The organism is Rhizobiales bacterium NRL2 (genome assembly GCA_001664005.1).
In the GTDB taxonomy this organism is placed as follows: domain Bacteria; phylum Pseudomonadota; class Alphaproteobacteria; order Minwuiales; family Minwuiaceae; genus Minwuia.
In genome coordinates this window covers 425,917-452,517 of the sequence record CP016093.1, presented here as the reverse complement: position 1 = coordinate 452,517, position 26,601 = coordinate 425,917, and the positions used below count along the sequence as shown (strand labels likewise).

General features: G+C 68.6%; 25 protein-coding genes. 11 read left to right on the top strand and 14 right to left on the bottom strand.

The window, feature by feature from the left end; genetic code table 11:
- Window positions 1-162: 162 nt before the first annotated feature.
- The 5 genes from TEF_02020 to TEF_02000 all read left to right on the top strand — a co-directional run bounded on the left by TEF_02020 (window position 163) and on the right by TEF_02000 (window position 5,910).
- Window positions 163-1,839: a hypothetical protein gene (locus tag TEF_02020; GenBank protein ID ANK79704.1), complete on the top strand. Its 1,677-nt coding sequence runs from the start codon at window positions 163-165 to the stop codon at window positions 1,837-1,839.
- Window positions 1,836-2,273: a hypothetical protein gene (locus TEF_02015; protein ID ANK79703.1), complete on the top strand. Its 438-nt coding sequence runs from the start codon at window positions 1,836-1,838 to the stop codon at window positions 2,271-2,273. Before TEF_02020 ends, TEF_02015 begins: the two co-directional genes overlap by 4 nt.
- On the top strand, window positions 2,270-3,142 hold the full coding sequence (locus TEF_02010; GenBank protein ID ANK79702.1) for a hypothetical protein: 873 nt from the start codon (window positions 2,270-2,272) through the stop codon (window positions 3,140-3,142). Before TEF_02015 ends, TEF_02010 begins: the two co-directional genes overlap by 4 nt.
- Complete coding sequence (locus TEF_02005; GenBank protein ID ANK79701.1) at window positions 3,139-4,074, top strand: hypothetical protein; 936 nt, start codon at window positions 3,139-3,141, stop codon at window positions 4,072-4,074. The genes TEF_02010 and TEF_02005 overlap by 4 nt, the downstream gene beginning before the upstream one ends.
- A 144-nt stretch (window positions 4,075-4,218) precedes the next feature.
- Complete coding sequence (locus tag TEF_02000) at window positions 4,219-5,910, top strand: hypothetical protein (protein ANK79700.1); 1,692 nt, start codon at window positions 4,219-4,221, stop codon at window positions 5,908-5,910.
- A gap of 15 nt (window positions 5,911-5,925) precedes the next feature.
- On the opposite strand, the gene TEF_01995 is transcribed toward TEF_02000, so the two are convergent.
- From TEF_01995 to TEF_01950, 10 genes are all read right to left on the bottom strand, one after another.
- Complete coding sequence (locus TEF_01995; GenBank protein ANK79699.1) at window positions 5,926-6,777, bottom strand: 5-carboxymethyl-2-hydroxymuconate isomerase; 852 nt, start codon at window positions 6,775-6,777, stop codon at window positions 5,926-5,928.
- A gap of 96 nt (window positions 6,778-6,873) precedes the next feature.
- Window positions 6,874-8,361, bottom strand: a complete 1,488-nt coding sequence (locus TEF_01990) for a peptidase M32 (GenBank protein ANK83219.1) — start codon at window positions 8,359-8,361, stop codon at window positions 6,874-6,876.
- A gap of 5 nt (window positions 8,362-8,366) precedes the next feature.
- Window positions 8,367-9,023 (bottom strand): hypothetical protein, encoded by a 657-nt coding sequence (locus TEF_01985; GenBank protein ANK79698.1) that lies wholly within the window; start codon window positions 9,021-9,023, stop codon window positions 8,367-8,369.
- Window positions 9,024-9,083: 60 nt separating this feature from the next.
- Window positions 9,084-9,446, bottom strand: a complete 363-nt coding sequence (locus TEF_01980) for a hypothetical protein (protein ANK79697.1) — start codon at window positions 9,444-9,446, stop codon at window positions 9,084-9,086.
- Window positions 9,447-9,471: 25 nt separating this feature from the next.
- On the bottom strand, window positions 9,472-10,308 hold the full coding sequence (locus tag TEF_01975) for a cytochrome B562 (protein ANK79696.1): 837 nt from the start codon (window positions 10,306-10,308) through the stop codon (window positions 9,472-9,474).
- A 4-nt stretch (window positions 10,309-10,312) separates the two neighbouring features.
- Window positions 10,313-10,924, bottom strand: a complete 612-nt coding sequence (locus TEF_01970) for a cytochrome c oxidase assembly protein (GenBank protein ANK79695.1) — start codon at window positions 10,922-10,924, stop codon at window positions 10,313-10,315.
- A 147-nt stretch (window positions 10,925-11,071) separates the two neighbouring features.
- Window positions 11,072-11,992, bottom strand: coding sequence for a protoheme IX farnesyltransferase (locus TEF_01965; GenBank protein ID ANK79694.1), 921 nt, complete (start codon window positions 11,990-11,992; stop codon window positions 11,072-11,074).
- A gap of 13 nt (window positions 11,993-12,005) precedes the next feature.
- On the bottom strand, window positions 12,006-13,625 hold the full coding sequence (locus TEF_01960) for a cytochrome c oxidase subunit I (GenBank protein ANK79693.1): 1,620 nt from the start codon (window positions 13,623-13,625) through the stop codon (window positions 12,006-12,008).
- Window positions 13,626-13,653: 28 nt separating this feature from the next.
- Window positions 13,654-14,478 carry a cytochrome c oxidase subunit II gene (locus TEF_01955; protein ANK83218.1) on the bottom strand — a complete coding sequence of 275 codons (825 nt, stop codon included), beginning with the start codon at window positions 14,476-14,478 and terminating at the stop codon, window positions 13,654-13,656.
- A 135-nt stretch (window positions 14,479-14,613) separates the two neighbouring features.
- On the bottom strand, window positions 14,614-15,132 hold the full coding sequence (locus TEF_01950; protein ANK79692.1) for a hypothetical protein: 519 nt from the start codon (window positions 15,130-15,132) through the stop codon (window positions 14,614-14,616).
- A 188-nt stretch (window positions 15,133-15,320) separates the two neighbouring features.
- Between TEF_01950 and TEF_01945 the strand changes: the two genes are divergently transcribed.
- Window positions 15,321-16,472 carry an acyl-CoA dehydrogenase gene (locus tag TEF_01945; protein ANK79691.1) on the top strand — a complete coding sequence of 384 codons (1,152 nt, stop codon included), beginning with the start codon at window positions 15,321-15,323 and terminating at the stop codon, window positions 16,470-16,472.
- On the opposite strand, the gene TEF_01940 is transcribed toward TEF_01945, so the two are convergent.
- Window positions 16,473-17,282 carry a 4-hydroxy-tetrahydrodipicolinate reductase gene (locus TEF_01940; GenBank protein ANK79690.1) on the bottom strand — a complete coding sequence of 270 codons (810 nt, stop codon included), beginning with the start codon at window positions 17,280-17,282 and terminating at the stop codon, window positions 16,473-16,475. It abuts the gene before it with no gap.
- A gap of 70 nt (window positions 17,283-17,352) precedes the next feature.
- Between TEF_01940 and TEF_01935 the strand changes: the two genes are divergently transcribed.
- From TEF_01935 to TEF_01925, 3 genes are all read left to right on the top strand, one after another.
- The gene (locus TEF_01935) at window positions 17,353-17,976 is read left to right on the top strand and encodes a hypothetical protein (protein ANK79689.1); all 624 of its coding nucleotides are present in this window, start codon (window positions 17,353-17,355) and stop codon (window positions 17,974-17,976) included.
- A 178-nt stretch (window positions 17,977-18,154) separates the two neighbouring features.
- A complete protein-coding gene (locus TEF_01930; GenBank protein ANK79688.1) occupies window positions 18,155-19,522 on the top strand; it encodes a modulator protein in 1,368 nt (455 codons plus the stop codon).
- Window positions 19,523-19,566: 44 nt separating this feature from the next.
- Window positions 19,567-20,310, top strand: a complete 744-nt coding sequence (locus tag TEF_01925) for a hypothetical protein (protein ID ANK83217.1) — start codon at window positions 19,567-19,569, stop codon at window positions 20,308-20,310.
- 331 nt (window positions 20,311-20,641) lie between these two features.
- Here the strand turns inward: TEF_01925 and TEF_01920 are convergent, their stop codons facing one another.
- Window positions 20,642-21,304 (bottom strand): peroxidase, encoded by a 663-nt coding sequence (locus TEF_01920; protein ID ANK79687.1) that lies wholly within the window; start codon window positions 21,302-21,304, stop codon window positions 20,642-20,644.
- 170 nt (window positions 21,305-21,474) lie between these two features.
- Here TEF_01920 and TEF_01915 point away from each other — a divergent pair, with 170 nt between their 5' ends.
- Entirely contained in the window at window positions 21,475-22,680 is a 1,206-nt protein-coding gene (locus tag TEF_01915; protein ANK79686.1) for a hypothetical protein, read from the top strand.
- A gap of 257 nt (window positions 22,681-22,937) precedes the next feature.
- On the opposite strand, the gene TEF_01910 is transcribed toward TEF_01915, so the two are convergent.
- The gene (locus TEF_01910; GenBank protein ANK79685.1) at window positions 22,938-23,699 is read right to left on the bottom strand and encodes a 3-hydroxy-2-methylbutyryl-CoA dehydrogenase; all 762 of its coding nucleotides are present in this window, start codon (window positions 23,697-23,699) and stop codon (window positions 22,938-22,940) included.
- 283 nt (window positions 23,700-23,982) lie between these two features.
- Between TEF_01910 and TEF_01905 the strand changes: the two genes are divergently transcribed.
- On the top strand, window positions 23,983-25,599 hold the full coding sequence (locus tag TEF_01905; GenBank protein ID ANK79684.1) for a hypothetical protein: 1,617 nt from the start codon (window positions 23,983-23,985) through the stop codon (window positions 25,597-25,599).
- Window positions 25,600-25,614: 15 nt separating this feature from the next.
- Here the strand turns inward: TEF_01905 and TEF_01900 are convergent, their stop codons facing one another.
- Complete coding sequence (locus TEF_01900) at window positions 25,615-26,583, bottom strand: hypothetical protein (protein ANK79683.1); 969 nt, start codon at window positions 26,581-26,583, stop codon at window positions 25,615-25,617.
- Between the last annotated feature and the right edge of the window lie 18 nt (window positions 26,584-26,601).

Genomic DNA, 26,601 nt, shown 5'->3' with positions numbered 1-26,601 from the left:
GCCGCTCCTCCCCCTGTTTCATTCCGACCGAGCTATAAACCGCCCGGCGCGGCAAATCGAATGCACAAAGCCTTGATCGGCGCACCCGCCGGAAAGCCTGCCCGCCCGGGGGAATTTCGTCTAGGTTCGGGTCATGAAGGGGGAAATGCGGGCGCTTGCCAGATGATCAACCGGGTGCGGATCTATTCGGGGCTGGTGCTGTTCGCCTTCCTGGCCACGCATCTGGTCAATCACGCCCTGGGCATCGTCTCGCTGCAGGCGATGGACGGGGGGCGCGAGGTATTCCTGTTCGTCTGGCGCTCCTGGGCCGGCACGGCGGTGTTGCTGGCGGCGACCGTGGCCCATGTCGCCACCGGCCTCGCCTCGATCTACCGCCGGCGGACCTGGCGCGGCATCACGACATCCGAGATCATCCAGTACGTCACCGCACTGGCCATCCCGCCGCTGCTGGTGCTCCACATTCTCGCCAACCGGGGCCTGCACGAACTGCACGGCCTGGAGGACACCTACAGCTGGGTGCTGATGGGACTGTGGCAGCTCGACCCCTTCGAGGGCCTGAAGCAGGCGGCGCTGACGATCATCGCCTGGATCCATGGCTGTCTCGGCGTCCACATGTGGCTCAGGCTGAAGCCACGCTACCGCCCCTGCGCCCCGGCGCTCTACACCGCCGCGCTGATGGTGCTGGTTCTCGGCCTCGCCGGCTTCGTCAGCGGCGGTCAGGAAGTGAGCCTGCGCGCTCAGGATCCGGTCTGGCTGCAAGCCTACACGCAGCGCACCGCCCTGCCGGCGGAGGCGGCTGCCTGGGTCTACGAGACGCGCGATGCGACGTGGACCGCCATGATCGCCTTCATCGCCTTTTTCGGCGCCGCACGGGGCGCCCATTATCTGTGGGAGCGGCGGCGCAACCTGGTCACCATCCGCTATCCCGACAACCGCCGCGCCATCGTCGAGCCAGGCGTCACGGTGCTGGAGGCCAGCCGCCGCGCCGGCATCGCCCACGCCAGCGTCTGCGGCGGCCGCGGGCGCTGCTCCACCTGCCGTGTCCGGGTGCTGGAGGGCTGGGAGGAGATGCCGCCGCCGGAGGACACCGAGCGCCGCGTGCTGCGCCGGATCGGCGCGCCGGAAGGGGTCCGGCTGGCCTGCCAGCTCCGGCCCGAGGCCGATCTGCGCGTCCTCCCCCTGGTGGCGGAGCCGGCGGAGGTCCGCGACGCCTATGGCCGCAACGGCTACGCTCAGGGCGCGGAGCGCCGCATCGCCATCCTGTTCGCCGACCTGCGCGACTTCACCCGCTTCGCCGAGGGCCGGCTGCCCTATGACGTGGTCTTTGTCATCAACCAGTATTGCCGCTATATGGGCCGCGCGGTCGAGGCCAATGGCGGCCGGCTCGACAAGTTCATCGGCGACGGGGTAATGGCGCTGTTCGGCATCGAATCTGGACCCGAGGAAGGGGCGCGGCGGGCGCTGGCGGCGGCGCGCGACATCTCCGTGGCGCTCGATCGCATGAACCAGGCCCTGGCCGACGATCTGGGCCAGCCCATGCGCATCGGCATCGGCGTCCATGTCGGCGACGTCATCGTCGGCGAGATGGGCTACCGCGACACGGTCTCGCTGACCGCCATCGGCGACGCGGTGAACACCGCCAGCCGGCTGGAGGCGGCCAACAAGGAATTCGGCAGCCAGCTGGTGCTGTCGGCCGAAACCGCGGCGACTGCAGGACTGGACATGAGCGGGCGGACCCGGCGGCAGATCGCCATTCCCGGCCGCGACCGCACCGTCGACGCCTTCGTCCTCGATTCGGCCACGGACCTGCCGGAGAGCGGGGGCGAGACGAAACCGTGAGCGGACCGACGGAGACGTTCCGCGGCGTCGTCCGCGCCGAACAGTGCGACCATTTCGGCCACATGAACGTGCAGTTCTACGACGCCGCGCTGAGCGACGCCTTCCTGCACATGCTGTCGCTGATCGGGCTGGGCCCCGCGGTGGTGAAGCAGCGCCGGCTCGGCCTCGCCGCCGTCTCCATGGAGCTGAAGTTCCGCCGCGAGCTGCGGCCCGGCGATCTGTACATGGTCGAGACCGGCTTCCTGGAAGTGACGGAGCGGCAGGTCCACACCGCCCACCGCATGACCCGGCTGACCGATGGCGTGCTGGCGCTGAACGCGCATTCGCTGGGCTTCCCCTTCGATCTGGAGGCGCGCAAGCGGACCACCATGCCCGACGACATTCTCGCCGCCGCCCGGACCTTCGTCGCCCCGAAAGAGGTGTTCGGCCTGTGAGCGGGGATGCGGTCTACTGGCGCGGGGTGTTCAACCAGTGGCAGCGCGGCCTGGGCGGCCACGTCAACATCCAGCACTACGCCAACGCCATCGAGGAGGCGCGCCGGGCGCACGCCTTCGAACTGGGCCACGACCCGATCGAACTGCGCGCGAATGGACTGGCCGTCCGCCCGCTGAAGGAGCGCATCGACTTCCGCCGGGAGCTGGCGCCGGGCAACGCCGCCTTCATCGAGGGCGCGGGCGGTCTGGACAATGACGGGGAAACGACGCTGGCGGGCCGCATGCTGCGTCCGCATGACGACGCGCCGGTCATGCGCTTCGAGACGAGCTGGGCGATCCACGATGTCGAGCGCCGCGTCCATTCCGACGGAGCGGGCCACGACCTGCTGGCGCTCGGCGGCGACGCGCGGCTGAGGCCGATGCCGGAGCCGTGGACGCCGGCGCGCCTGCCGGCGCACGCGCTGCTCGCCTGGCGCGGCACCGTGGAGGTGCGCGACTGCGACGAGCACGAACTGCAGTCGCCCCGGGCGATCTTCGACATCGTCACCCGCGCGCTCTGGGCGGTGCAGATCCCGCTGGGCGGCCACCGGCGGGAGATGGGCCAGCGCGGCGCAGCCGGCGCCATGACCGCCGTCCAGGTGCGCCACGGCCGGCCGGCGCGCATGGGCGACCTGCTTTCCGTACGGGTGGCGACGCTCGGCTTCGGCGAGACCTCGGTCCGCTTCGGCCAGCTCATCGCCGACGAGACCGACGGGGAGATCGTGGCCCGGGTCGAGTACGTCATGAGCTTCTTCGACCGCGCCAGCGGCCGGCGCAGCCCGCCCGATGCCGCCGCGTTGGAGGGATTCCGGGCCCTGCTGGCCCCGTGACCGCGGTTCTGGAATCGGTCGTCCCACTGTTCGCGCTGGTCCTGCTCGGCTTCGCGGCGATGCGCTTCCGGGTGCTCAGCACCGAAGGCCTCGCGGGCCTCAACCGCTTCGTCTACTACTTCGCCCTGCCGGTGCTGCTGTTCTTCATCTTCGCCCGCGCGCCGATGGGCGCGCTGTCGGACTGGCGGCTGGTAGCGGCCTATTCCGGGGCTTCGGTGATCCTGTTCTTCGCCACCCTGCTGCTGGGCCGCGCCGTCTTTCCGGGGCGGAGCCTGGCCGAACGCACCGTGGTCGCCGGCGGCGCCTCCTTCTCCAACATCGCCTATCTGGGCGTGCCGCTGGTGATCGGTGCGCTGGGGCCTGCGGCGGGCGCGCCGGCGGGACTGATCCTGCTCGCCGACAACCTGATCCTGATCACCCTGATCATGGGCTTCCTGGAGGCCGCTTCGGCGCCCAGCTTCCGCCCCGCGCGGCTTGCGCTGAACGTGCTGAAGGGCTTCGGGCGCAATCCCTTCATGCTGGGCATGGTGCTGGGCGTGGTCTGGGGCCTTCTGGCCCTGCCGCTGCCGGGACCGGTGGAACGCTTCGGCGACCTGCTGGGCGGCGCGGCCGGCCCCTGCGCCCTGTTCGCGCTGGGCGGCAGCCTCTACGGACGACCCATTGCCGAAGGCCGCGCGGAGGTGGGCTTCGCCACGGTCTGCAAGCTCGCCGTGCATCCGGCGCTGGCGGCGGTGCTGGCCTTCCTGGTGCTCGATCTGCCCCCCGATCTGGCGCTTCTGGTGGTGGTCATCGCCAGCCTGCCCACCGGCGCGAACATCTACGTGCTGGCGGCTCAGTACGATGCGGCGGTCGCCCGCGCCTCGACCATCGTGCTGCTGACCACGGGCCTTGCCGTGCTCTCCGTCTCGGGGCTGCTGATCGCCGCCAGTTGACGGAGAATGCAGCCAGGGGCCCAGGCCATGCGTCTGACGCAGTTCAAAGGGGAAGCATGAGCGCTGGTTCGCGACTGAACGTGGGATCATATTACCCTAGCGTGCATCCTATAAGGGATACCGTATGGTCCGAAAGGTCCGGGCATGAGTTACCGCGTTGCGTCCGCGTTCGAAGCGATCCGGCTGTTCCGGCGTCACTGGGTTGCGATACCCCTGATTATCCTGGCCTTTGCCGGGGCCTGGCTGCTGGTGCACGCTGACGGCGGCACGAAATACGTCCACCTGCACGTCATCTACTTTCCGATCCTGCTGGCCGCCTTCCGTTACGACGAGCTCGGCGGCTTCGTCGCCGGTCTCGTGGGCATGATCCTCATGGGGCCGCTGATGCCGCTCGACGTCGCGACGGGCGAGATGCAGCCGGCCTCGAACTGGCTGTTCCGCGGCGTCTACCTCTGCGCCATCGGCGTGGTGATCGGCCTGCTCAACCGCATCGTCCTGCGGGGCCGGGAAGAGCGCTTCCGCCTGGCCAACTACGATGCGAGCACCGAACTGCCGCTCGCCGGACCGCTGCGGCGTCATATCGCCCAGACCCTGGAGGCCGAGGGCGGCTCCAGCGGCCAGCACGCCGTCATCCACCTCAACCTGACAAATGGCGACGACATCCATTCCTCGTTCGGGGTCGACGCCTACGAGACGCTGATGCGGTCCTGCGCGCGGCGCATCGCCGGGGCCCTTCCCGACGACGGCTTCCTGGCGCGCGGCGGTCAGGCGCGGTTCCTCTGCTTCCTGATCAACACGCCGGAAGCGGACGCGGTGGCGGTCGGCCAGGATCTGCGCTCGGCGCTGCGTGATCCGCTGGACATGGGCGGCCTGCCGGCGCTGGTGGACTGCGAGATCGGTATCGCGACCTATCCGGACCACGGAGATGAGCCGGAGGAACTGCTGCGGGCGTCCTTCGCCGCCATCGCCCGCGCCGGTCAGGCCCCGAACAGAACGGTGCATCTTTTCGACTCCGGGCAGGACGGCGCACAGCGCGACAACCTGCGCCTGCTGTCGGACCTGCGCGGCGCCATCGACGGGCGGCTGCTGGTCTTCCATGCGCAGCCGAAGTTCGCCGTGGACGGTTCACTCTGGGGCGCCGAACTGCTTGTCCGCTGGGCGCATCCGGAGAACGGCTTCATTTCGCCCGCCCGGTTCATCCCGCTGGCGGAAAAATCGCGGCTGATCTTCGATCTCACCCGCTTCGGCTTCGAGACCGCGAAGCGCCATGTCCTCGACGTCCGCGGATTTGCGCCGCACTCGGCGCTGCGGTTCTCGGTCAACGTCTCCGGCAGCGACGTCACCGATCCGCGCTTCCCGGACATGCTGCGCGAGGCCTTCGGCGACGATCCCGCCGACCTCGCCCTGCTCGAACTCGAGATCACCGAAACCGCGATCATCGAGGATATGGAACGCCTCGTCCCCGTCCTGGAACGCGTGCGCGAAACCGGCGTCCGCATCGCCATCGACGACTTCGGGACCGGCTATTCGTCGCTCGTCTATCTCAAGAGGATTCCGGCCGACACGCTGAAGATCGACCAGTCCTTCGTCCGCGACGTCATGAGCTCGGAACGCGACGCCATTCTGGTCCGGCGCACCATCCAGATCGGCAAGGACCTGGGCATGGACATCGTCGCCGAGGGCGTCGAGACGCAGGAGATCGCCGACTGGCTGGTCGCCAATGGCTGCGACCGCCTGCAGGGATATTTCTTCTCCAGACCGCTGCCGCCGCCGGAATGGCGCGACCTAGCGATGGCGCGGCAGGCCGGCCCGCCGCCCTTTCCGGCCTCCAAATAGCCGCCGGGCCTGGCCTCAGCCCTCGTTCTCGATCGGGTTGATCAGAACGCCGACATTGGTGATCTCGACCTCGACCGTATCGCCATCCTTCATGAACACGGGGGGCGTCCGCTTCATGCCCACGCCGCCCGGCGTGCCGGAGACGATGACGTCGCCCGGCTCCAGTTCCATGAAACTGGTGATGTAGGAGATCAGGAACGGCACGTTGAAGATGAGCTGGTCGGTATTGGCGTGCTGCATGACCTCGCCGTTGAGGCGCGTGGTCAGCGTCAGCCGGGAGGGATCGGGGATTTCGTCGGAGGTGACCATCCACGGCCCGAAGGCGCCGGTCGCGGTGAAGTTCTTGCCCGGCATGAACTGGTGGGTGTGGGCCTGCCAGTCGCGCACCGAGCCGTCATTGTAGCAGGCATAGCCCGCGATGTGCTTCAGGGCGTCGTCGCGGTCGATATGGCGGCCGGCCTTGCCGATGATCACGGCGAGTTCGCCCTCATAGTCGAACTGGTCGGAGTTGCGCGGCTTCACCATGGCCTGGCCATGACCGACCTGGCAGTTGGCGTAACGCGGGAACAGCACCGGGTAGCCCGTCGGATCGCGGCCGGTCTCGATGCGGTGATCCTCGTAGTTCAGACCGACGCAGACGATCTTGCGGGGATCGGGAATGACGGGCAGGAAGGTCACGTCCTTCAGCGCATGATCGGGCTTGCCCTCGGAGCCGGCCTGGATGGCCTTGCCCAGCGCGTCGTCGGCGAGCACCTCGCGCAGGCTGTGGTACTTCTGGCCCAGCAGCGGGAACAGGTCGATCACCGCGTCGCCCTCGACGGCGCCGAAGCTCGTCTTTCCGTCGATCTCGAAGCTCATCAGCCGCATGACGTGTCCTTCCCCTTGCCCGACTGTTCGTTGGCCGAACCCTAGTGCGGAAATCCGGCTTCTTGAAGATACAAATTTCTCACCGGTCCCCGGCGCTCAGCCGAGATAGCGGGCCGCCAGATGGGTCCGGAACGCCTCGGCCGACAGCGGCGCGCCGGTGGCGTCGGCGAGCACTTCTTCCGTCGTCGCGGAAAGGCCGCGGCGGTGGACCTTCTCCCTGAGCCAGCCGGTGAAGGCCGTGAAGTCCCCGCCGGCGACCCGTTCGTCCAGATCAGCGACATCGCGCCTGAGCGCCGCCATGAGCTGCGCCGCCGCCAGCGCGCCCAGCGTGTAGGTCGGGAAATAGCCCACCGCGCCGTCCATCCAGTGGATGTCCTGCAGGCAGCCGTCGCGGTCGTCGGGCGGGCGGATGCCGACAAGCCCCGCCATGCCGTCGTTCCATGCGCCGGGCAGGTCGCCGACGGCGAGATCGCCCGACAGCAGCGCCTTCTCCAGACGGTGCCGCAGCACGATATGCAGCGGATAGGTCGCCTCGTCGGCGTCGACGCGGATCAGGCCGCGCGCCACGCGGGTGACCAGCCGGTTCAGATTGTCGGGGTCGAAGGCGGCCTGCGGGCCGAAGGTCTCCGCCAGAAGGGGCGCGAGCCAGTGCAGGAAGGCCGGCCCGCGGGAAAGCTGCATCTCGCAGATCAGGGACTGGCTCTCGTGCAGCGCCATGCCGCCCGAGCGGCCGACCGGCTGGCCCCGCCACTTGGCGGGCAGGCCCTGTTCGTAGAGGGCATGGCCGGTTTCGTGGACAATGCCCATCAGCGCCTCGGCGAAGCCCTCGGGCGCGTAACGCGTGGTCAGGCGGACGTCGTCCTGCACGCCCCCGGTGAAGGGGTGGACACTTTCGTCCAGCCGGCCCTGTGCGAAGCGGAAGCCGAGCGCCGCCATGACCCGCTGGCCCAGCGCCTTCTGGCCGGCGAGGGGAAAGGGGCCGCGCGGCGGCGCCGGTTCGGGCGCCTCGGCCTGACGGGACAGGATGTCATCGATCATGTCCGGCAGCCAGACGGCCAGATCCTCGAACACGGGCGCGACCGTGGCCTCTCTCAGGCCCGGCTCGAAGAGCTCGAGCTGGGCGTCATAGGGCGCGAGACCGAGCGCCTCGCCCCGCGCCGCCGCGGCCTCCCGCACCAGGGCGAAGACCTTCTCAAGATGGGGCTGCTGGCGGGCGAAGTCGTTGGCGGGACGGGTTTCGCGCCAGCACATTTCCGAGGCCGCGCCAGCCCGCTGCAGTGCCTCGACAAGGTCGGTGGGCACGGCGGTGGCGAGCAGGTACTCGCGGCGCATCAGTTCCAGGTTCCGGGCCTGCCAGCTCTCCAGCCGGTTCCGGTCGGCTTCGGCGCGGTCCAGCAGCTCGGCCGTTTCCGGCGCGATCAGGATCTCGCGGGCGATCAGACTGAGCTCGGCGATCTGGTCGGCGCGGCCCTCCGCCGAACCGGCCGGCATCAGCGTCGCCCGGTCCCAGTAGAGGATGCCGAGCGCGTCCTCGACGCGCCCGCGCCGGCGGAAGCGCGCGACCAGCGCCGCATAGGCGTCCATGCCGTTCACCGGCGTCGCTCCCGGCCGCGTCTGAAACCCATGATCAGCCAGATGACCGCCAGCACCGCGGCCAGCGAGAACCAGGTCAGCGCGTAGTTCAGATGCGTATTGCGCAGGTTGAGGTCGGGGCGTTCCGCGCGGGGCCATTCGCCGCCGCCCTCGGCCACCACGTACCAGGCCGGCGCATCCAGTCCGGAAACGGCGGCCATCGCCGGCGGATCGACCGCGAACCAGGTGCGGCTCGCCGCGTCCGGGCCGGGCGTGAAGATGGTGTCGGGGTCGGGCAGGCGCAACACGCCGGTCACCGTTACCTCGCCCCGGGGCGGCTCGCCCGGCCGCGCCGCGGGATCGCGGAAGCGGCCCGGCACCCAGCCGCGCTCGATCATGACGACCCGGCCGCTTTCCCTCACCAGGGGGGTAAAGACGCGATAGCCGATCTCGCCGTCTTCCGGCCTTCCGGCGCGGTAGACCTCGCCCTCATGGCGGAACACGCCGCTCAGTTCGACGCGGCGGAAGCGCCATTCGGTCGGGTCGGCGAGCGCCTGGGGCAGGGGCCGTGCCGGCTGGTCCATGCGGGCGGCGATCTGCTCGATCAGACCCTGCTTCCAGTCCAGCCGCTGCAGTTGCCAGTAGCCGAGTCCGCAAAGCACGGCGAAGGCCATGGCGGCAAAGATCGTGAGCCAGAGAGAGGGACGAAAACGCAACGCGGCTGTCCTGCGGTTCTAGATATCGACGTCCTGCGTCGCCCGGTTGCGGAACTGCAGCGCGATCAGCAGGGCCTTGGCCGGGCGCAGCAGGATGAGCGAGCCGCCGATCACGACCGGCAGCAGGTAGAGCGGATGGACCCAGACGGGCGGGGCGAAGCTGAACTCCACCCAGAGCGCCAGGGCCGCGGCGACGGCGCCGATGATGAAGATGATGAAGACGGCGGGGCCGTCGCCCGAATCGACCTTCGAATAATCCAGGTCGCAGACGTCGCAGGCCGGCGCCACCTGCAGGAAACCGCTGTAAAGCCGCCCCTCCCCGCAGCGCGGACAGCGGCAGCCGAAGCCGGCCCGGAATGGCGAGACGAAGCCGTCTTCCATCGATTCCGGGCCGGCGATCAGGCGGTCACTGGTGGATGACGCCGCCGGCGCCGCCCCACCAGTAGATGCAGACGAACAGGAACAGCCAGACCACGTCGACGAAGTGCCAGTACCAGGCCGCCGCCTCGAAGCCGAAATGGTGGTCGGGGCTGAAGTGGCCCTTGATCGACCGCACCAGGCAGACCAGCAGGAAGATGGTGCCGATCAGGACGTGGAAGCCGTGGAAGCCCGTCGCCATGAAGAAGGTCGAGGCGTAGATGCCGTCCCGGAAACCGAAGGGCGCGTAGGCGTATTCATAGGCCTGCACGCAGGAGAACAGCGCCCCCAGCAGGACGGTGCAGATCAGCCCGTTGACCAGGCCCTTGCGGTCGCCCTCCCTGAGCGCGTGATGCGCCCAGGTCACCGTGGTGCCGGAGAGCAGCAGGATGACGGTATTGACGAAGGGCAGATGCCAGGGATCGAAGACCTCGATGCCCTGCGGCGGCCACTGCCCGCCGATCCCCTCGTTGGGATAGAGCGCGGCGCCGAAGAAGGCCCAGAACCAGGCGACGAAGAACATCACTTCGGAGGCGATGAACAGGATCATGCCGTAGCGGTGGTGCAACTGGACGACCGGCGTGTGGTGGCCCTTGTGCTCGGCCTCGTCGATCACGTCCCGCCACCACACGATCATGGTGTAGATCACGCCGAGGAAGCCCACGGCGAAGACGATGACCGGGATGATCGAGCCATCGGTATTGTGCCGCGGGATCGAGAGGATGCCGCCCACCGCCATGAGAAAGGCGGCTATGGCGCCGATGATCGGCCAGGGGCTCGGATCGACGAGATGGTAATCGTGGTTCTTGGCGTGAGCGTCAGCCATGCTCTCACTCCCTCCTTGCCGCGCCGTCCCCACCGGCGGCGCTGACCCTGCTGTCCGGCTCGCCCTTGGCGGGCTTCGCCTCGAAGAACGTGTACGAGAGCGTGATGGTGCGCACCTCGTCCGCGTTGGGATCCTGCTCGATGGCGGGATCGACGTAGAACTGTACCGGCATGTCCACCGACTGCCCGGGTGCGAGCGTCTGCTCGGTGAAGCAGAAGCACTCGATCTTGACGAAATACTGCCCGGCCTTCAGCGGCGCGACGTTGAAGCTCGCCGTGCCCGTGATGGTCCGGTCGGTCGGGTTGGTGGCCCGGTAGAAGGCGAGCCCCGTCTCTCCGGTGCGCACCGTCATGTTGCGCTGCACGGGCTCGAAGGACCAGGGCATGCCGCGGGCCAGGGTTGAATCGAACTCCACCTTCATCGTGGTCTCGCCCAGCATGTCGGACCCGGCCTCGGCCTGCTGGGTGGTGCCGGCGAAGCCGGTGACCCGGCAGAACAGGTCGTAGAGCGGCACGGCGGCGTAGGACAGGCCGGCCATGCCCGCCACCATGGCGAGGCAGACGACGACGATCCGTCCGTTGCTGCGGCCGCTAGCGCTGGACACCGATATCCCCATTCATCACGGGCAGATCGCCCTGGCTCATCTTCACCAGCGAGCCGGCGAAGACCAGCCCCACGAAGGCCGCCAGCGCCAGCGCGACGGCCAGATTGCGGCCGCGGCGGCGTTTCGCCTCCTGCTCGTTCAGCGGCTCGAAGCGGTCCATCAGACCCACCCCGCCGCATGCTCGATCCCCAGCGCCGCGAACAGCGCGAAGAGATGCAGGATGGAATAGCCGAACAGCCGCTTCGCGCCCTCGTAAAAGCCCGTGGGCTGCCGCCAGACGACGGCGGCGAGGGCGATGAACACCAGGCTGCTCGCAACGGCGACGGCGAGGTAGAGCGCCCCGCCGACGCCGAGAACCCAGGGCAGCAGCGCCACCGGCGCCAGCAGGACCGCGTAGACCAGGATCTGCCGCCGCGTCGCCGGTTCCCCCGCCACGACCGGCAGCATCGGCACGCCCGCGCGGGCGTAGTCGCCGCTGCGGTAGAGCGCCAGCGCCCAGAAGTGCGGCGGCGTCCACAGGAAGATGATGGCGAACAGCGCCCACGCGCCCGGCGCGGCGAGGTCGCCCGTCACCGCGGCCCAGCCGATCACCGGCGGAAACGCGCCCGCGGCGCCGCCGATGACGATGTTCTGGGGCGTCAGCCGCTTCAGCCACATGGTGTAGATGACGGCGTAGAAGAAGATGGTGAAGGCCAGCATGGCCGCGGCCGCCAGGTTGACCAGCAGGCCCATGGTGAAGACCGAGGCTGCGGCCAGGAACAGGCCGAAGACGAGCGCGTCGCCGCGTCCGACGAGCCCCGCCGGCACGGGCCGGGCGGCGGTGCGGGACATGACGGCGTCGATGTCGGCGTCGAACCACATGTTGATGGCGCCGGAGGCGCCGGCGCCGACGGCGATGCAGATCACCGCGATCAGCGCCGTGACCGGATGCACGGACCCGGGCGCGGCCAGCAGGCTGACGGCGCTGGTGAACACCACCAGCGACATCACCCGCGGCTTGAGCAGACGCATGAAGTCGACCGCCCGGGCTTCCGTGGCCCGGGTGGCTTCGTTCTTCGCAGCATATGCGGCGTCGCTCATGGCGGTGCGGTCCTCAGCCCTGCTGACGCTCGCGGACCACCGGCAGGTCCTCGTACTGGTGGAACGGCGGCGGCGACGGCAGTTTCCACTCCAGGGTGGTGGCGCCCTCGCCCCACGGATTGTCGCCCACGCGGCGCTTGGCCATGTAGGCCTCGATCACGCCGAACAGGAAGACCAGCACGCCGACGCCGGAGAGATAGGCGCCCCAGGACGAGATCTCGTTCCACGGCGCGAACGCCTCCGGGTAGTCGGGGATGCGCCGCGGCATGCCCTGCAGGCCCAGGAAGTGCTGCGGGAAGAACAGCAGGTTCACGCCGATGAAGGTGACCCAGAAGTGCAGCTTGCCGACGAACTCGGAGTACATGTAGCCGGTCATCTTCGGGAACCAGTAGTACCAGGCGCCGAAGATCGCGAACACCGCGCCCATGGACAGCACGTAATGGAAGTGGGCCACGACGTAGTAGGTGTCGTGCAGGTAGTTGTCGAGACCGGCATTGGCCAGCACCACGCCGGTGACGCCGCCCAGGGTGAACAGGAAGATGAACCCGATCGCCCAGATCATCGGCGTGCGGAAGCTCATCGAGCCGCCCCACATGGTCGCGATCCAGGAGAAGATCTTGATGCCCGTGGGCACCGCGATGACCATCGTCGCCGCCGTGAAGTAGGCGCGGGCGTCGAGGCTGAGGCCCACCGTGTACATGTGGTGGGCCCAGACGACGAAGCCGACGACGCCGATCGCGACCATGGCGTAGGCCATGCCGAGATAGCCGAAGACCGGCTTCTTCGAGAAGGTCGAGACGATGTGGCTGATGATGCCGAAGGCCGGCAGGATCAGGATGTAGACCTCCGGGTGGCCGAAGAACCAGAACAGGTGCTGGAACAGGATCGGGTCGCCGCCCATCGAGGCCTCGAAGAAGGCGGTGCCGAAATTGCGGTCCGTCAGCAGCATGGTGATGGCGCCGGCCAGCACGGGCAGCGACAGCAGCAGCAGGAAGGCGGTCACCAGCACCGCCCAGGCGAACAGCGGCATGCGGTGCAGGGTCATGCCCGGCGCGCGCATGTTGAAGATGGTGGTGATGAAGTTGATCGCGCCCAGGATCGACGATGCGCCGGCCAGGTGCAGCGACAGAATGGCGAAGTCCATCGCCATGCCCGGATGGCCGAGCGACGACGAGAGCGGCGGATAGATCACCCAGCCGGTGCCGGCGCCGTCGCCACCGGGGCCGCCGGGAACGAACATCGACAGCACCAGCAGCCCGAAGGACGGCGGCAGCAGCCAGAAGGAAATGTTGTTCATCCGCGGGAAGGCCATGTCCGGCGCGCCGATCATCAGCGGCACGAACCAGTTGCCGAAGCCGCCGATCAGCGCCGGCATCACCATGAAGAAGATCATGATCAGGCCGTGGCCGGTGATCAGCACGTTGTAGAAGTGATGGTCGCCGCCGAGGATGTCCGCGCCCGGGCTCTGCAGCTCCATGCGTATCAGCATGGACATCACGCCGCCGATGATGCCCGCGATGATCGCGAAGATCAGGTACAGCGTGCCGATGTCCTTGTGGTTGGTCGAATAGACGAAGCGCTTCCAGCCCTTCGGGTTGCCGTGGGCGTCGACCGATTTGCCGAGATAGCTCATGTCTGGCTCACTTTCCTGACGAGAGGTTTCAGCGACGGCCGGACTGCGCGACCTTCAGGTCGCCGCCGTCCAGGCCCGCGGATTGCTGCTGCGCCCAGGCCTCGAACTCGTCCTTGCTGACGACCTCGACCATGATCGGCATGAAGCCGTGCAGCATGCCGCACAGCTCCGAGCACTGGCCGAAATAGGTGCCTTCCTTCTCGAAGTAGATGGGCAGCTCGTTCAGATGGCCGGGCCAGCCGTCGACCTTGCCGCCGGCGGCCGGCATGGCCCAGCTGTGGCCCACGTCGGCGGCGGTGACCTGGACCTTGATGTTGGTCCGGGCCGGCAGCACGACGACATTGTCGGTCTTGAGCAGGCGCAGCGCGGGGTCGTAGCCCTCCTCGCCCTCGTTGATCATGTTGGCCACGAAGGAGAAGCCGCCATGGTCGGGATACTCGTACTCCCAGTACCACTGATAGCCGGTCGCCTTCAGCGTCATCTCCGCGTCCTCGACCTCGTGGGTGTTGATCAGCAGCTTGAAGGACGGCACGGCGATGACCAGCAGGATCAGGATCGGGACGATGGTCCAGACGACCTCGACCAGCGTGTTGTGGGATGTGCGCGACGGCGTCGGGTTGGAGCGCTCGTTGTAGCGCACCATGACCCAGATCAGCAGACCCAGCACGAGCAGGGTGATCAGCGTGATGATGACCAGCAGGAGGTTATGGAAATCGACCATTTCCTCCATCAGGGGAGAGGCCGCCCCCTGCATGTTGAGTCCCCAGGGTTCCCCCTGGCCCAGCCGCCCCTCCTGGCCGAAGCCCGCCGTCGTCATCGACAAGAACGCCGCGATCGCGAGAAAGATCCGCATCATTTCCGTTCCGATCCTCGATACCTGTAACCCGTCCGCGGCACCCCGGCCGCAGACCCCCCTTATAGCTGCGCCGGAACCTACCCTCCAAGCGAGCCGCGCCACAGGGGCGATAATGTCGCAATTGAAGCTGTACTATCCGGTTCCACCCGCCGCCGGATCGTCGAGCGCCGAGCGGCCGGCGGCGACATGACCCGCCGCTTCCGCGCGCCCGCGCAGTTCCTTCGCCCACTTCCGGCTCTTGGCCGCCATGACCTCCGGCGGCACGCCGAGCTGGACCATGGCCGCGGCGCCGTTCGCCGTCTCCCGGTAGCTCTCGATCAGGCCGTCCTCGCCGAAGACGAAGATGGAGGTGCCTTCCAGCAGCACGTGGTTGCCCGCGAAGGCCGGCATGGTGGAGATGAAGCTGAACAGGTAGCGGGCATAGCCGGTGCGCCCGTCGCAGACGGGATCGATCATCTGCCAGCGGAAATCCTTCGCATCGCCCCAGAAATGGCTCGACAGCATGTGGGCGATTCGCTCGCGGCCCTCGAACGGGCCGTAGATATAGTCGTGATAGACGCCGTCCCCGGCGAACAGGGCCGCCAGCCCCGCGCCGTCATTGGACTCCACCGCGTCGGTGAAGCGCTTCAGCACGTTCTCGAAATCCACCATCTGGCATCTCCCCCGGTCTTTCGGCCCATGCTACAGCAGGGTGACGCCGCGCCGCGACCGGAACATTTCCGAGTCGCATTTCCGGAACAGGCGCGAACGAAAGGGGACAGACCGGTGGCGGCGGAACGAATCGGGACGCGCCGATTCGTTCCCGCGCCGGTGAGCGAGGCCGGGGAGGGCCCGAAACGATGATATTCCGCGATCCGGTCCACATGACCGAAGAGCTCGGCATGCTGCGCGACACCGTACGCCGCTTCGTCGCCGACGAAGTGACCGGCAAGGGTGACGCCTGGGAGAAGGAGGGGCGCACGCCGAAGTCGGTGCTGAAGAAGCTGGGCGATCTCGGTGTGCTGGGCGTGCGCTATCCGGCCGAGTATGGCGGTTCCGAACTCGACACCCTGGCCACCGTGGCGCTGCACGAGGAACTCGGCCGCTCCACCTATGGCGGCTTTCACGCCATGGTCTCGGTCCACACCGACATGGCCTCGCCGCATCTGGCCCGCTACGGCACCGACGAACAGAAGCAGAAGTACATGCCCGCCATCATCGCCGGCGACATCCTGACCGCGGTCGCCGTGACAGAGCCCGGCGCGGGTTCCGACGTCGCCGGCATATCGACCAAGGCCGTGCGCGACGGCAATGGCTGGCGGCTCAACGGGCGCAAGATCTTCATCACCAATGGCGCCACCGCCGACGTGCTGTTCGTCGCGGCCAAGACCGACAGCTCGGTCAAGGGCAGCCGCGGCATCTCCATCTTCATCGTCGAGCGCGACACCCCGGGCTTCGAGACGGCGCGCACGCTGGACAAGACCGGCTGGCGCTCCTCGGACACCGCGGAGCTGGTGTTCGAGGACGCGCGCCTGCCCGCCGACGCCCTGCTGGGACAGGAGAACCGGGGCTTCTACGCCATCATGGACAATTTCCAGAACGAGCGGCTGACCCTCGGCGCGGCCTGCGTCGGCATGGCCATGGCCGGGATCGAGCAGACGCTCGACTGGGTCAAGCAGCGCCGCGCCTTCGGCAACCCGCTGTGGGATCTCGGCGCGGTGCGCCAGCGCATGGCGAAGGCCGCCGCCGAGGTCGAGGCCGCGCGGCAGCTGACCTGGCATGCCGCCTGGCTCGACGCGCAGGGCCTCGACTGCACGCGCGAGGTCTCCATGGTGAAGGCGCTGACCGGCGACATGGTCAACCACGTGCTCTACGAGTGCACCCAGTTCTTCGGCGGCATGGGCTTCATGACCGAGAACCCGGTCGAGCGCATGTACCGGGACGCGCGGGTGATGTCGATCGGCGGCGGCGCTTCCGAGGTGATGCTGGAGGAGGTGGCCAAGCGGCTCTGATCAGAGCCCGCCGCCCAGTCCCAGCACGTCGACCATGCCATAGAGGCCGGGCGGGCGCCCTTTGGTCCACATCGCGGCCCGCACCGCGCCGGCGGCGAAGATGGCGCGGTCGGTCGCCGTGTGGCTGAGGGTGACCCGCTCGTTGTCGGTGGCGAAGACGATCGAGTGCTCGCCGACGACATTGCCGCCGCGCAGCGCCGCATAGCCGATCTGGCCCTTCTCCCGCGCGCCGGTATGACCGTAACGCCCGCCCACGGCGACCCTGTCGTGGTCCTGGCCCCGGCCCTCGGCGGCGGCCTTGCCCAGCATCAGCGCGGTGCCGGACGGCGCGTCGATCTTCCAGCGGTGATGCATCTCCACCACCTCCACGTCCCAGTCGAGGCCGAGGGCGGCGGCGACCTGCTTCGCGGTCTGCATCAGCAGGTTGACGCCGAGCGACATGTTGCCGGCCTGGACCACGGCGACCCTTTCGGCCGCGCGTTCGATCTCGGCCTGCTGGTCCTTCGACAGTCCCGTGGTGCCGATCACCAGCGCACAGCCGGCCGCGGCGGCGGCCTTCGCGTTGGCGACCGTCGCCTCGGGCACGGTGAAGTCGATGACCACGTCGGCGGCGCCGAAAACCGCGGCCGGGTCGTCGGAAACCGCGATGCCGATCGGCTCGAGGCCAGCCAGCCGGCCGAGGTCCTGGCCCACCGCGCCGCCGCCCTTCGCCTCCAGCCCGCCGGCGATTTCCGCGCCCTCGGTTTCGCTGACCTGCTTCAGCAGCATCCGTCCCATGCGCCCGGCGGCGCCCGCAATTGCGATCCTCATGCTTCCCTCCGGCTTCCGCCCTGACGTGAAAGGCCATAAACTCACGGCCATGCATTTGAAATCAAGCTGGATGGACGCGGCCGCCACCGGCCGCCTGCGCGAGCACGCGGCCCGCAACCTGGCGAGCTTCGAGCGGACGCCGCCGAACCGGGAGCCGGCCAAGCGCGCCGCGGTCGCCTGTCTCATCACCCATGACGATGACGGCATCCCCTGCTTCGTCATCACCCGCCGCTCCTCGAAGCTTTCCAGCCACAAGGGGCAATGGGCCCTGCCCGGGGGCCGGATCGACCCCGGCGAGAGCGTGATCGAGGCGGCGCTGCGCGAGGTGCGGGAGGAAATCGGCCTGCACATTCCCGATGCGGACGTCCTCGGCCGGCTCGACGATTACGTCACCCGCTCGGGCTACTGCATTGCGCCGGTCGTGGCCTGGGCGGGGGAGCGCCCGGCCTTCACGCTCAACCCGGCGGAGGTGCAGGAGCTGCACATGCTGCCGCTGGCCGACCTGGACCGGAAGGACTCGCCGCAGTTCGTGGAAATTCCCGAAAGCGACCGGCCGGTGATCCGTCTGCCGCTGATGGACAACCTGATCCACGCGCCGACCGCCGCCGTGCTCTACCAGTTCCGGGAGGCGGCGCTGCACGGCCGCCCCACCCGCGTCGCCCACTACGAACAGCCGGTCTTCGCCTGGAAATAGCGGGGGCGGGGCGTTGACCGTCAAGACCCGTCCCCTTGATCCGCCTCCCCCTGGCGAAGGGTAAGGGAGGTCTCCGGCTTCCGCTCTTGAACGCAGCCCGGTTCCGACACTAGATGATGGACGTGTATTCTGGCGCCGCGCGCCGCGTTCCCCCGACCTCCACGCAATCAGGATCTTCATGCCCGACACCGCCCGCACCGCCGACGACGCCCTCGAACTGCTGGATGACCTGCTGAAACGGGCGCTGGCCCACGGGGCCGACGCCGCCGACGCGGTGATGATCCAGAGCGATTCCGTCGGCGCCTCCTGGCGCATGGGCAAGCCCGAAGACCTGGAGCGTTCCGAAAGCCGCGACGTCGGCCTGCGCGTGATCCGGGGCAAGAAGCAGGCGACCGTCGCCTCGACCGACCTGAAACCGGCCATGCTCGACGAACTGGCCGAGCGCGCCAACGCCATGGCCGCCGTCAGCCCGGACGACAAGTGGTGCGGGCTGGCCGACAGCGCGCTCTACGCCGCCGAGGTCCCCGACCTCGACCTGGACGACCATCCCGACCCCGATCCCGAGCAGTTGATCCAGCGCGCCCGCGCGGCCGAGGAGGCGGCGCTGGCCGTCGACGGCGTCAAGCAATCGGAGGGCGGCAGCGCCGGCATGGCCCGCACGCGCATGGCGCTCGCCATCCGCGGTGGCGACCGGCCCTTCGCCGCCAGCTACACCACCTCCAGCCATTCGGTGTCGTGCTCGGTCATCGCCGAGGATGCGCAGGGCCACATGGAGCGCGACTACGATTTCTCCTCGGCGCGCCATTTCGCGGATCTGGCGAGCCCCGAGGCGGTCGGCCGGCAGGCGGCGCTGAACACGGTGCGCCGGGTCGGCTCCCGCAAGATGGGCTCCAACAAGCTGCCCGTGGTCTTCGACCCGCGCGTGGCCAACGGCCTGCTGGGTCACTTCGCCGCCGCCATCAACGGCACGGCGATCGCCCGCGGCACCTCGTTCCTGAAGAACCGCATGGGCGAACGGGTCTTCGCCGAGGGCATCCGCGTGGTGGACGATCCCCTGCGCCCGCGCGGCCTGCGCTCCCGCCCCGTGGACGGGGAGGGCGTAGCGGTCCGCCGCACCGACCTGATCGAGGACGGGGTGCTCAAGACCTGGATGCTGGACAGCGCCACGGCGCGCCAGCTCGGCCTGCAGACCACCGGCCACGCGGGCCGCGGTGCGGGAAGCTCACCGTCGCCGGGACCGAGCAATCTCTATCTGGAGCCGGGCGCGCTCTCGCCCGAGGAACTGATCGCCGACATCGCCGAAGGCTTCTACGTCACCGAGCTGATCGGGTTCGGCGTCAACGGGGTCACCGGCGACTACAGCCGGGGCGCCGCCGGGTTCTGGATCGAGAACGGCCGGATCGGCTTCCCGGTCTCGGAAATGACGGTCGCCGGCAATCTGAAGGACATGTTCCTGAAGCTCCGGCCCGCCAGCGACCTGGTCTTCCGCTATGGCGCCAACGCGCCCACCGTCCGCATCGACGGCATGACCGTGGCCGGGAACTGACGCGCGTGAGCAACCGGGAACTACGGGCCGATCACAGCCTGCTGATGTCGACGGTCCGCCAGGCCGGCGCGCTGGCGCTCGAATTCTTCGATACCGATCTCAAGACCTGGGACAAGGGCGGCGACAACCCGGTCACCGAGGCCGACATCGCCGTCGACGACCTGTTGCGCACGAAACTGACCGCGGCCCGGCCCGATTATGGCTGGCTCTCCGAGGAGACCGCCGACGATCTCGGCCGGCTGGAGAAGCGCAGGGTCTGGATCGCCGATCCGATCGACGGCACCCGCGCCTTCATGCGCCGCGTGCCCGAGTTCACCGTCTGCGTCGCCCTGGTCGAGGACGGCCTGCCCATCCTCGGCGCCGTCTACAATCCGGCCAAGGACGAATTCTTCGAGGCCGCACTGGGCGGCGGGGCGCGCCTCAACGGCCGCCGCATCCGCCCTTCCGAGCAGCACGACGCCGGCGAGGCGCACTTCCTCACCGCCCGGCGCAACATGACCTATTTCGACTGGCCGAAACATGGCGACGACATGAAGTGCACCTGGATGAACTCCATCGCCTACCGCATGGCGCTGGTGGCCTGCGGGCGCTTCGACGCGGCGATCTCCATGGCCGGCAAGCACGACTGGGATATCGCCGCCGCCGACCTGATCCTGACCGAGGCCGGCGCGCGCTGCACCACCACGAAGGACCTGACCTTCCGCTACAATCAGGAGCGTCCGCGCCACCCCAACGTCATCGCCTCGGGCCCGAACCTGCACGACGAACTACTGCGCGTGCTGGCTTAGCGCAATCCTTGAGTAGATCGATTTCCGTTGACGTCCTCGGGCTTGACGAGCCTGCCCCGGACCCCGTTCCGGGGAGGACCTGTGTCGCGGCGCGGATAGGTGCACAGGCCCTCGGATCGAGTCCGAGGGCAACAACATCGGGTGGCTCAATCAAGCAGTGGAATGCTCCAGGCTGCGAACCACCCCCTCACGACGCGCTGACGCGGGCCACCCTCCCCCTTCGGGAAGGGGGAGGGCAGGGTGGGGGATGCGCTTCCCCCGGGAACCAGGGGCGGCAGGATCGTTCAACCGCCGGATTGCGCCGCACAGGCGCGCCCGCCAGTCGCGGCGTTCAGCCCTGCGGCTGCTTCACGTAGCGCAGATAGGGCTTCACCGTCTTCCAGCCGTCGGGGAACTTGTCCTTCGCCGCCTCGTCGGATACCGCGGGGACGATGATGCAGTCCTCGCCGGACTTCCAGTCCACCGGGGTCGCGACCTGGTGCTTCGCCGTCAGCTGCATGGAATCGATGACCCGCAGGATCTCCGCGAAGTTCCGCCCCGTCGCCATGGGATAGGTCAGTATCAGCTTCACCTTCTTGTCGGGGCCGATGACGTAGACGGAACGGATGGTCTGGTTGTCGGCGGCCGTACGGCCCTTCGCCGGCCCGGAGGCTTCCGGGTGGATCATGTCGTAGAGCTTGGCGACCTTCATGTCCTCGTCGCCCAGCATCGGGAAGTTGGGCGCCGTGCCCTGGGTCTCCGCGATGTCCTTCGACCAGGCCATGTGGTCGTCGACCGAATCCACGCTGAGGCCGATCAGCTTGACGTTGCGTTTGTCGAATTCCGGCTTCAGCCGCGCCGCCGCGCCGAGCTCGGTGGTGCAGACGGGCGTGAAGTCCTTCGGATGGGAGAACAGCACCGCCCAGCTGTCGCCGATCCAGTCGTGAAAGCTGATCTCGCCCTCGGTCGAGTTCTGCTTGAAGTCGGGGGCTTCCTCGCCAATGCGCAGGCCCATCGCGTTCCTCCACGTTCATGATGTGTGAATTCCGAAGTTTAACACATAGAGCGCCGTCTTCCTGTGACAATACGAAAGGAGGCCGGAATCTGCGGCGTGGTTTACGCGGGCTTAAGGATGGGCGAGTAGCTATGATGGGTTCGCGCCAGACAGGGGAGCTCCCAGCCGCGATGACCAGCCAGAACGACCGCCCTGCGCCGGCGCCGGCCGAGAGCGCGCCCCGCTCCGCGGCCGAGGAGGCGCAGCGGTTCCGGGACTTCGCTGAGGCGGCGTCGAACTGGTTCTGGGAAATGGATTCCGAGCTTCGTTTCTGCTGGTTCTCCGACAGTTTCGAACGGATCTCGGGCGTGCCGCAATCGCACCTGCTGGGCCGCTCGCGGCGCGACATGCTGGCGCTGGCCGATCCGGTCACCGACGAGATCACCAGCCTGCAGGACTGGTTGGACCACATCGCGGTGCTGGAGGCGCACCGGCCGTTCCGCAATTTCATCCATCCGCGCGTCCATCCGGACGGCCACAAGGTCTACCTGTCGATCAGCGGCAAGCCGATCTTCGACGCGGCGGGACGCTTCGCCGGCTATCGCGGCACCGGCGCGGACATCACCGACCGCATCGAGATCGAGCGCCGGCTGCGCGAAGCGAAGGAGATGGCGGAGGTCGCCGACCGCGCCAAGTCGCGCTTTCTGGCGACGATGAGCCACGAGCTGCGCACGCCGCTCAACGCCATCATCGGTTTCGCCGAGATCATGGACGGGCAGCGCTTCGGCCCGATGGGCGAGCCGCGCTACCAGGGCTATGCGAGCGACATCCTGTCGTCGGGCCGGCATCTGCTGGCGATCATCAACGACATCCTCGATCTCGCCCGCCTGGACGCCGCGCAGATGGAGCTGGACGACGCCTGGATGCCGGTGGACGAGGTGATGGACGACGCCGGCCGCCACATTGCGCCGGTCGCGGCGGCCGCCGGGATCAGGCTGCACCTGGTGGATCCGGAAGCCCCCGCCGAAGTGCTGGCGGACCAGCGGCGCATGCGCCAGGTCCTGCTCAACCTGCTGTCGAACGCGGTCAAGTTCTCGCCGCGCGGCGGCGTCGTCACCCTGGCCTGGCGGACGGACGGGCCGCACGGGCCGGCCCTGGTGGTGACCGACCCGGGGCCCGGCATGACCGCCGACGAGATCCGCCAGGCCGTGGAGCCCTTCAGCCAGATCGCCCATCACCGCACCCGCCATCACGAGGGCACGGGGCTGGGCCTGTCGCTGGCGCGGCGGCTGTGCGAGCTGCACGGCGCGCGTCTGGAGCTGGAAAGCGCGCCGGGCGAAGGCCTCACCGCGAGCATCGTCCTGCCGGAGCACAGAGTGCGGCGCGGGAACGCCTGAGCGGCGCGCCCGGACGGCTGAACGACCCGGATGGCCGATTGAACCGGTCGACACCGCCGAGTCCTGAGCGAACCGCAGGGTCGGCTCGGGACCCATGCCTGAGCAGATCCGGCCGCGCCTATCCGGCGGAAAGGCTCAGGCGTGGGTCCCGGGCCCCGGCTCCGCCGGTCCCGGGACGCCGGGTGCTCTGGTGCAGCCACGCCGACCCTCCCCCATCAAGGGGGAGGGAGAATGCGGTGATCAAATGTTTGAAGGAGCTACCGCGGCGCCATGCGGATGGCGCCGTCCAGACGGATGGTCTCGCCGTTCAGCATCTGGTTCTCGATGATGGTGCGGGCCATGTGCGCGTATTCCGACGGATCGCCGAGGCGCTTCGGGAACGGCACGGAGGCGGCCAGCGCGTCCTTGACGTTGTCCGGCAGGCTGGCCAGCAGCGGCGTCATGAACAGGCCCGGCGCGATGGTGCAGACGCGGATGCCGTCATTCATCAGGTCGCGCGCGATCGGCAGCGTCATGCCGACGATGCCGCCCTTCGAGGCCGAATAGGCCGCCTGGCCGATCTGGCCGTCGAAGGCCGCGACCGACGCGGTGTTGACGATGACGCCCCGGTCGCCGTTGTCGTCCGGCTCGCCCGCCGCCATCTCGGTGGCGGCCAGACGGATGCAGTTGAAGGTGCCGATCAGGTTGACGTCGATCACCTTCCTGAAGGCGTCGAGCGGATGCGGCGTGCCTTTCGAGGTGGTCTTGGTCGCGGTGCCGATGCCGGCGCAGTTGATCAGCACGCGGCAGGGTCCGTGGGCATCGCTGGCGGTCTTGAACGCGGCCTCGGCGGAGGCCTCGTCGGCGACATTGCACTTCGCGAACACGCCGCCGATCTCGCCGGCGATCTTGTTGCCCAGATCCTCGTTGAGATCGAAGATCGTCACCTTCGCGCCGGCGGAAGCCAGCTCGCGCGCCGTGGCGCCGCCAAGACCGGAAGCGCCGCCCGTGACGACGACCGCTGCACCCTTCAGTTTCATTGTCTCTCCCCCCGCGCCGGGACGGCGCCGCTGTCTGGAATGGTCGCCGTCATTAATCACAAGTCGCCGGGGCGCGCAAACCCCGCCGTTCGAGGGGCCCGACCGCATCCGGGCCGAGTTCCCTTGCGGAATGATCCGCCGCCGCGTAAAAGCGCGCGGTCGTAACGCAATCTCAACGTTCGGGCCGGTAGAACCGGTTTCAGGGGGATCGGAGCCACAGGGCGCGGCGCGAAGCCATCCAGAGACCGCGCCCGGATGGTGTGGACAGCATCGGAATCGGATCATGCCACTGGCATCGTGGAGGAGAGGCTCGGTTCGCTCGCTCTCCATCTGGTTCTTCGCGCTGAGCACGATCACCCTGGCCGTCGCGGTCACGCTGTCCTTCCTGCTGATCCACATCCAGGACCGCAATTCCCGAACCATCTCCGAAAGCCTCGTGCGCGGCGACATCGACCGCCGGATGCGGGAGCTGAACGTGCTCCTGCTCGACTACGGCTACTGGGATCAGGCGGTCGCGAACATCGTCCACGACTTCGACCCGGAATGGATCGACAGCGAGTTCGGCGAATATCTCCACCGTCAGGGCGGCATCGACGTCGTCCAGGTGGTGGACGGTCAGGACCGCACCGTGCTGCGCGTGACCGCCGGCGTGCGTCAGGATCCGGCCGCGGCGGCGGCCCCCGGACCGGACCGGATGACGCTGGCGCGGGCCGCCCGGGCGAGCGCGGACAACGCCGAGCCCGAACCCGCCGCCGGCTTCACCTACGAGGACGACGCGCTGTCGATGACGGCGGCGCTCAGGATGACCAGCTACGACGCCGAGAACGACTACAGCACCGACCACGTGCTCTTGTTCTCCCGTCTCGTGGACGAAGAGATGCTGGCGAGCCTGGAGACTGCCAACCTGGTCCGGAACATGCGCATTTCCCCGCAGCCGGCGAAAGGCGCCGAGACCTCCATCCCTCTCGCCCACTACGGCGCCGGCGCCGATCCCTACCTGATCTGGCGTCCGGCCCTGCCCGGCCGGCGCATGATTCCGGCCGCGATCATCGGCCTGACGGTCTTCGCCTGCGTGCTGGCAGTCATCGGGTTCGTCTTCGCCCGGCAGGTGGGTGTTCATGCGCGCCAGCTGACCGAGGCCCGCGCCGCGGCCGAAGCGGCCAATCGCATGAAGTCCGATTTCCTCGCCGGCATGAGTCACGAGCTGCGCACGCCGCTCAACGCCGTCATCGGCTTCTCCGATATCATCAGGAACCAGTATCTCGGCCCGGTCGGCAATCCGCGCTATCTGGAATATGCAGGCGACATCCGCGAGTCGGGCGCGCATCTGCTCTCGCTGGTCGACGATCTGCTGGACCTCTCCAGGATCGAGGCCGGCAAGCTGGAACTCCGCTCGGAACCGCTCGACCTGGAGGACCTGACCCGCCAGGCCATCCGCCTTGTCGGCCATCTGGCCGAAGAGAAGGGCATCGAGCTGAGCTGGACCGCCGACGACGACGCGAAGACGGGGCAGGGCGACGCCAAGGCGGTGCGCCAGATCCTGGTGAACCTTCTCAACAACGCCCTGAAATTCACGTCCGAGGGCGGCCGCGTGCGTTGCGCCATCACCCGCACCGGCCCCGCGGCGATCGAGATCGCCATCAGCGACAACGGCATCGGCATCGGCGAGACCGACATCCCGCGAGTCCTGGAGCCTTTCGTGCAGGTCGACGCCATCTCCGACGGCAAGCTGCGCGGCACGGGGCTGGGGCTGCCGCTGGCGCAAAGGCTGGCGGTACTGATGGGCGGCTCGCTGCGGCTGGAGAGCCGGCTGGGCGCCGGCACGACGGTGCGGGTCGGCCTGCCCGCCGCCGAGGCCGGGTCGGGCGAACGCGGCCAGACAGCCGCCCACAGCGCCTGAACGCAGAGGCCGCCGTCAGCCGCCGCGGGCGGCCTGGGGCGGTCCCTCGCGCACCGTCTCCGGCGACGAGCCGCCGGCCGGCCCGTCGAAGGTCGCGGTCGTCGGGCGCGAGCCCGGTTTCAGACGGGCCTCGCGGCGGGCGATGTAGATGGTCGACGCCACGATGATCAGCGCGCCGGCGACGGTCCACAGATCCGGGATCTCGCCGAACACCAGGAAGCCGGCGACCCCGGCGTAGATCAGGCGGCTGTAGTCGAACGGCGTCACCGCGGTCGCCTCGCCGGCCGAGTAGCCGCGGATCAGCATAGACTGGCCGATGGTGCCGCAGACCGCCAGCGCCACCAGCATCAGGAAGACGTCCAGGCTGGGCATGCGCCAGTAGACCAGCGCCGGCCCCAGCGTCACAACGCTGAGGATCAGGCTGGACCAGAACACCATGGTGTTCGGCGAATCCGTGCGCGAGAGGATCTTGATGAAGATCGTGATCACCGCGACCAGCGCCGCCGCCGCCAGGGCGATGAAGGCCACCGGATCGGTCTCCCCGCCGGGCCGGAGCATGACGATGACGCCGCCGAAGCCGACGATGGTGGCGACGGTGCGCCGGAGCCGGATCGTCTCCCCCAGGAACAGCACCGCCAGCGGGATCAGGAACAGCGGCTTGGTGAAGCTGAGCGCCGTGACGTCGGCCAGCGGCAGGTGCGCGACCGAGTAGAACATGGCGAGCAGCACCACGCCGCCGATCAGCCCGCGCACCAGGTGCATGCCCGGGCGGGTGGTGCGGACGCCGGACAGGCCGGTGCGGAGCGCGAAGGGCAGGATCACCAGCAGGCCGAAGAAGGCGCGGAAGAAGGCGACCTGGAACGGGTGCAGTTCCTGGCTCGCCAGCTTGATGAACACGCCCATGGCGGACAGGAACACGCCGGCCATCAGCAGCCAGAGCGCGCCGCGCACATTGTCGGGCAGCGAATTGAACTTGTCGGTCACACGGACTCGCGACGAAAG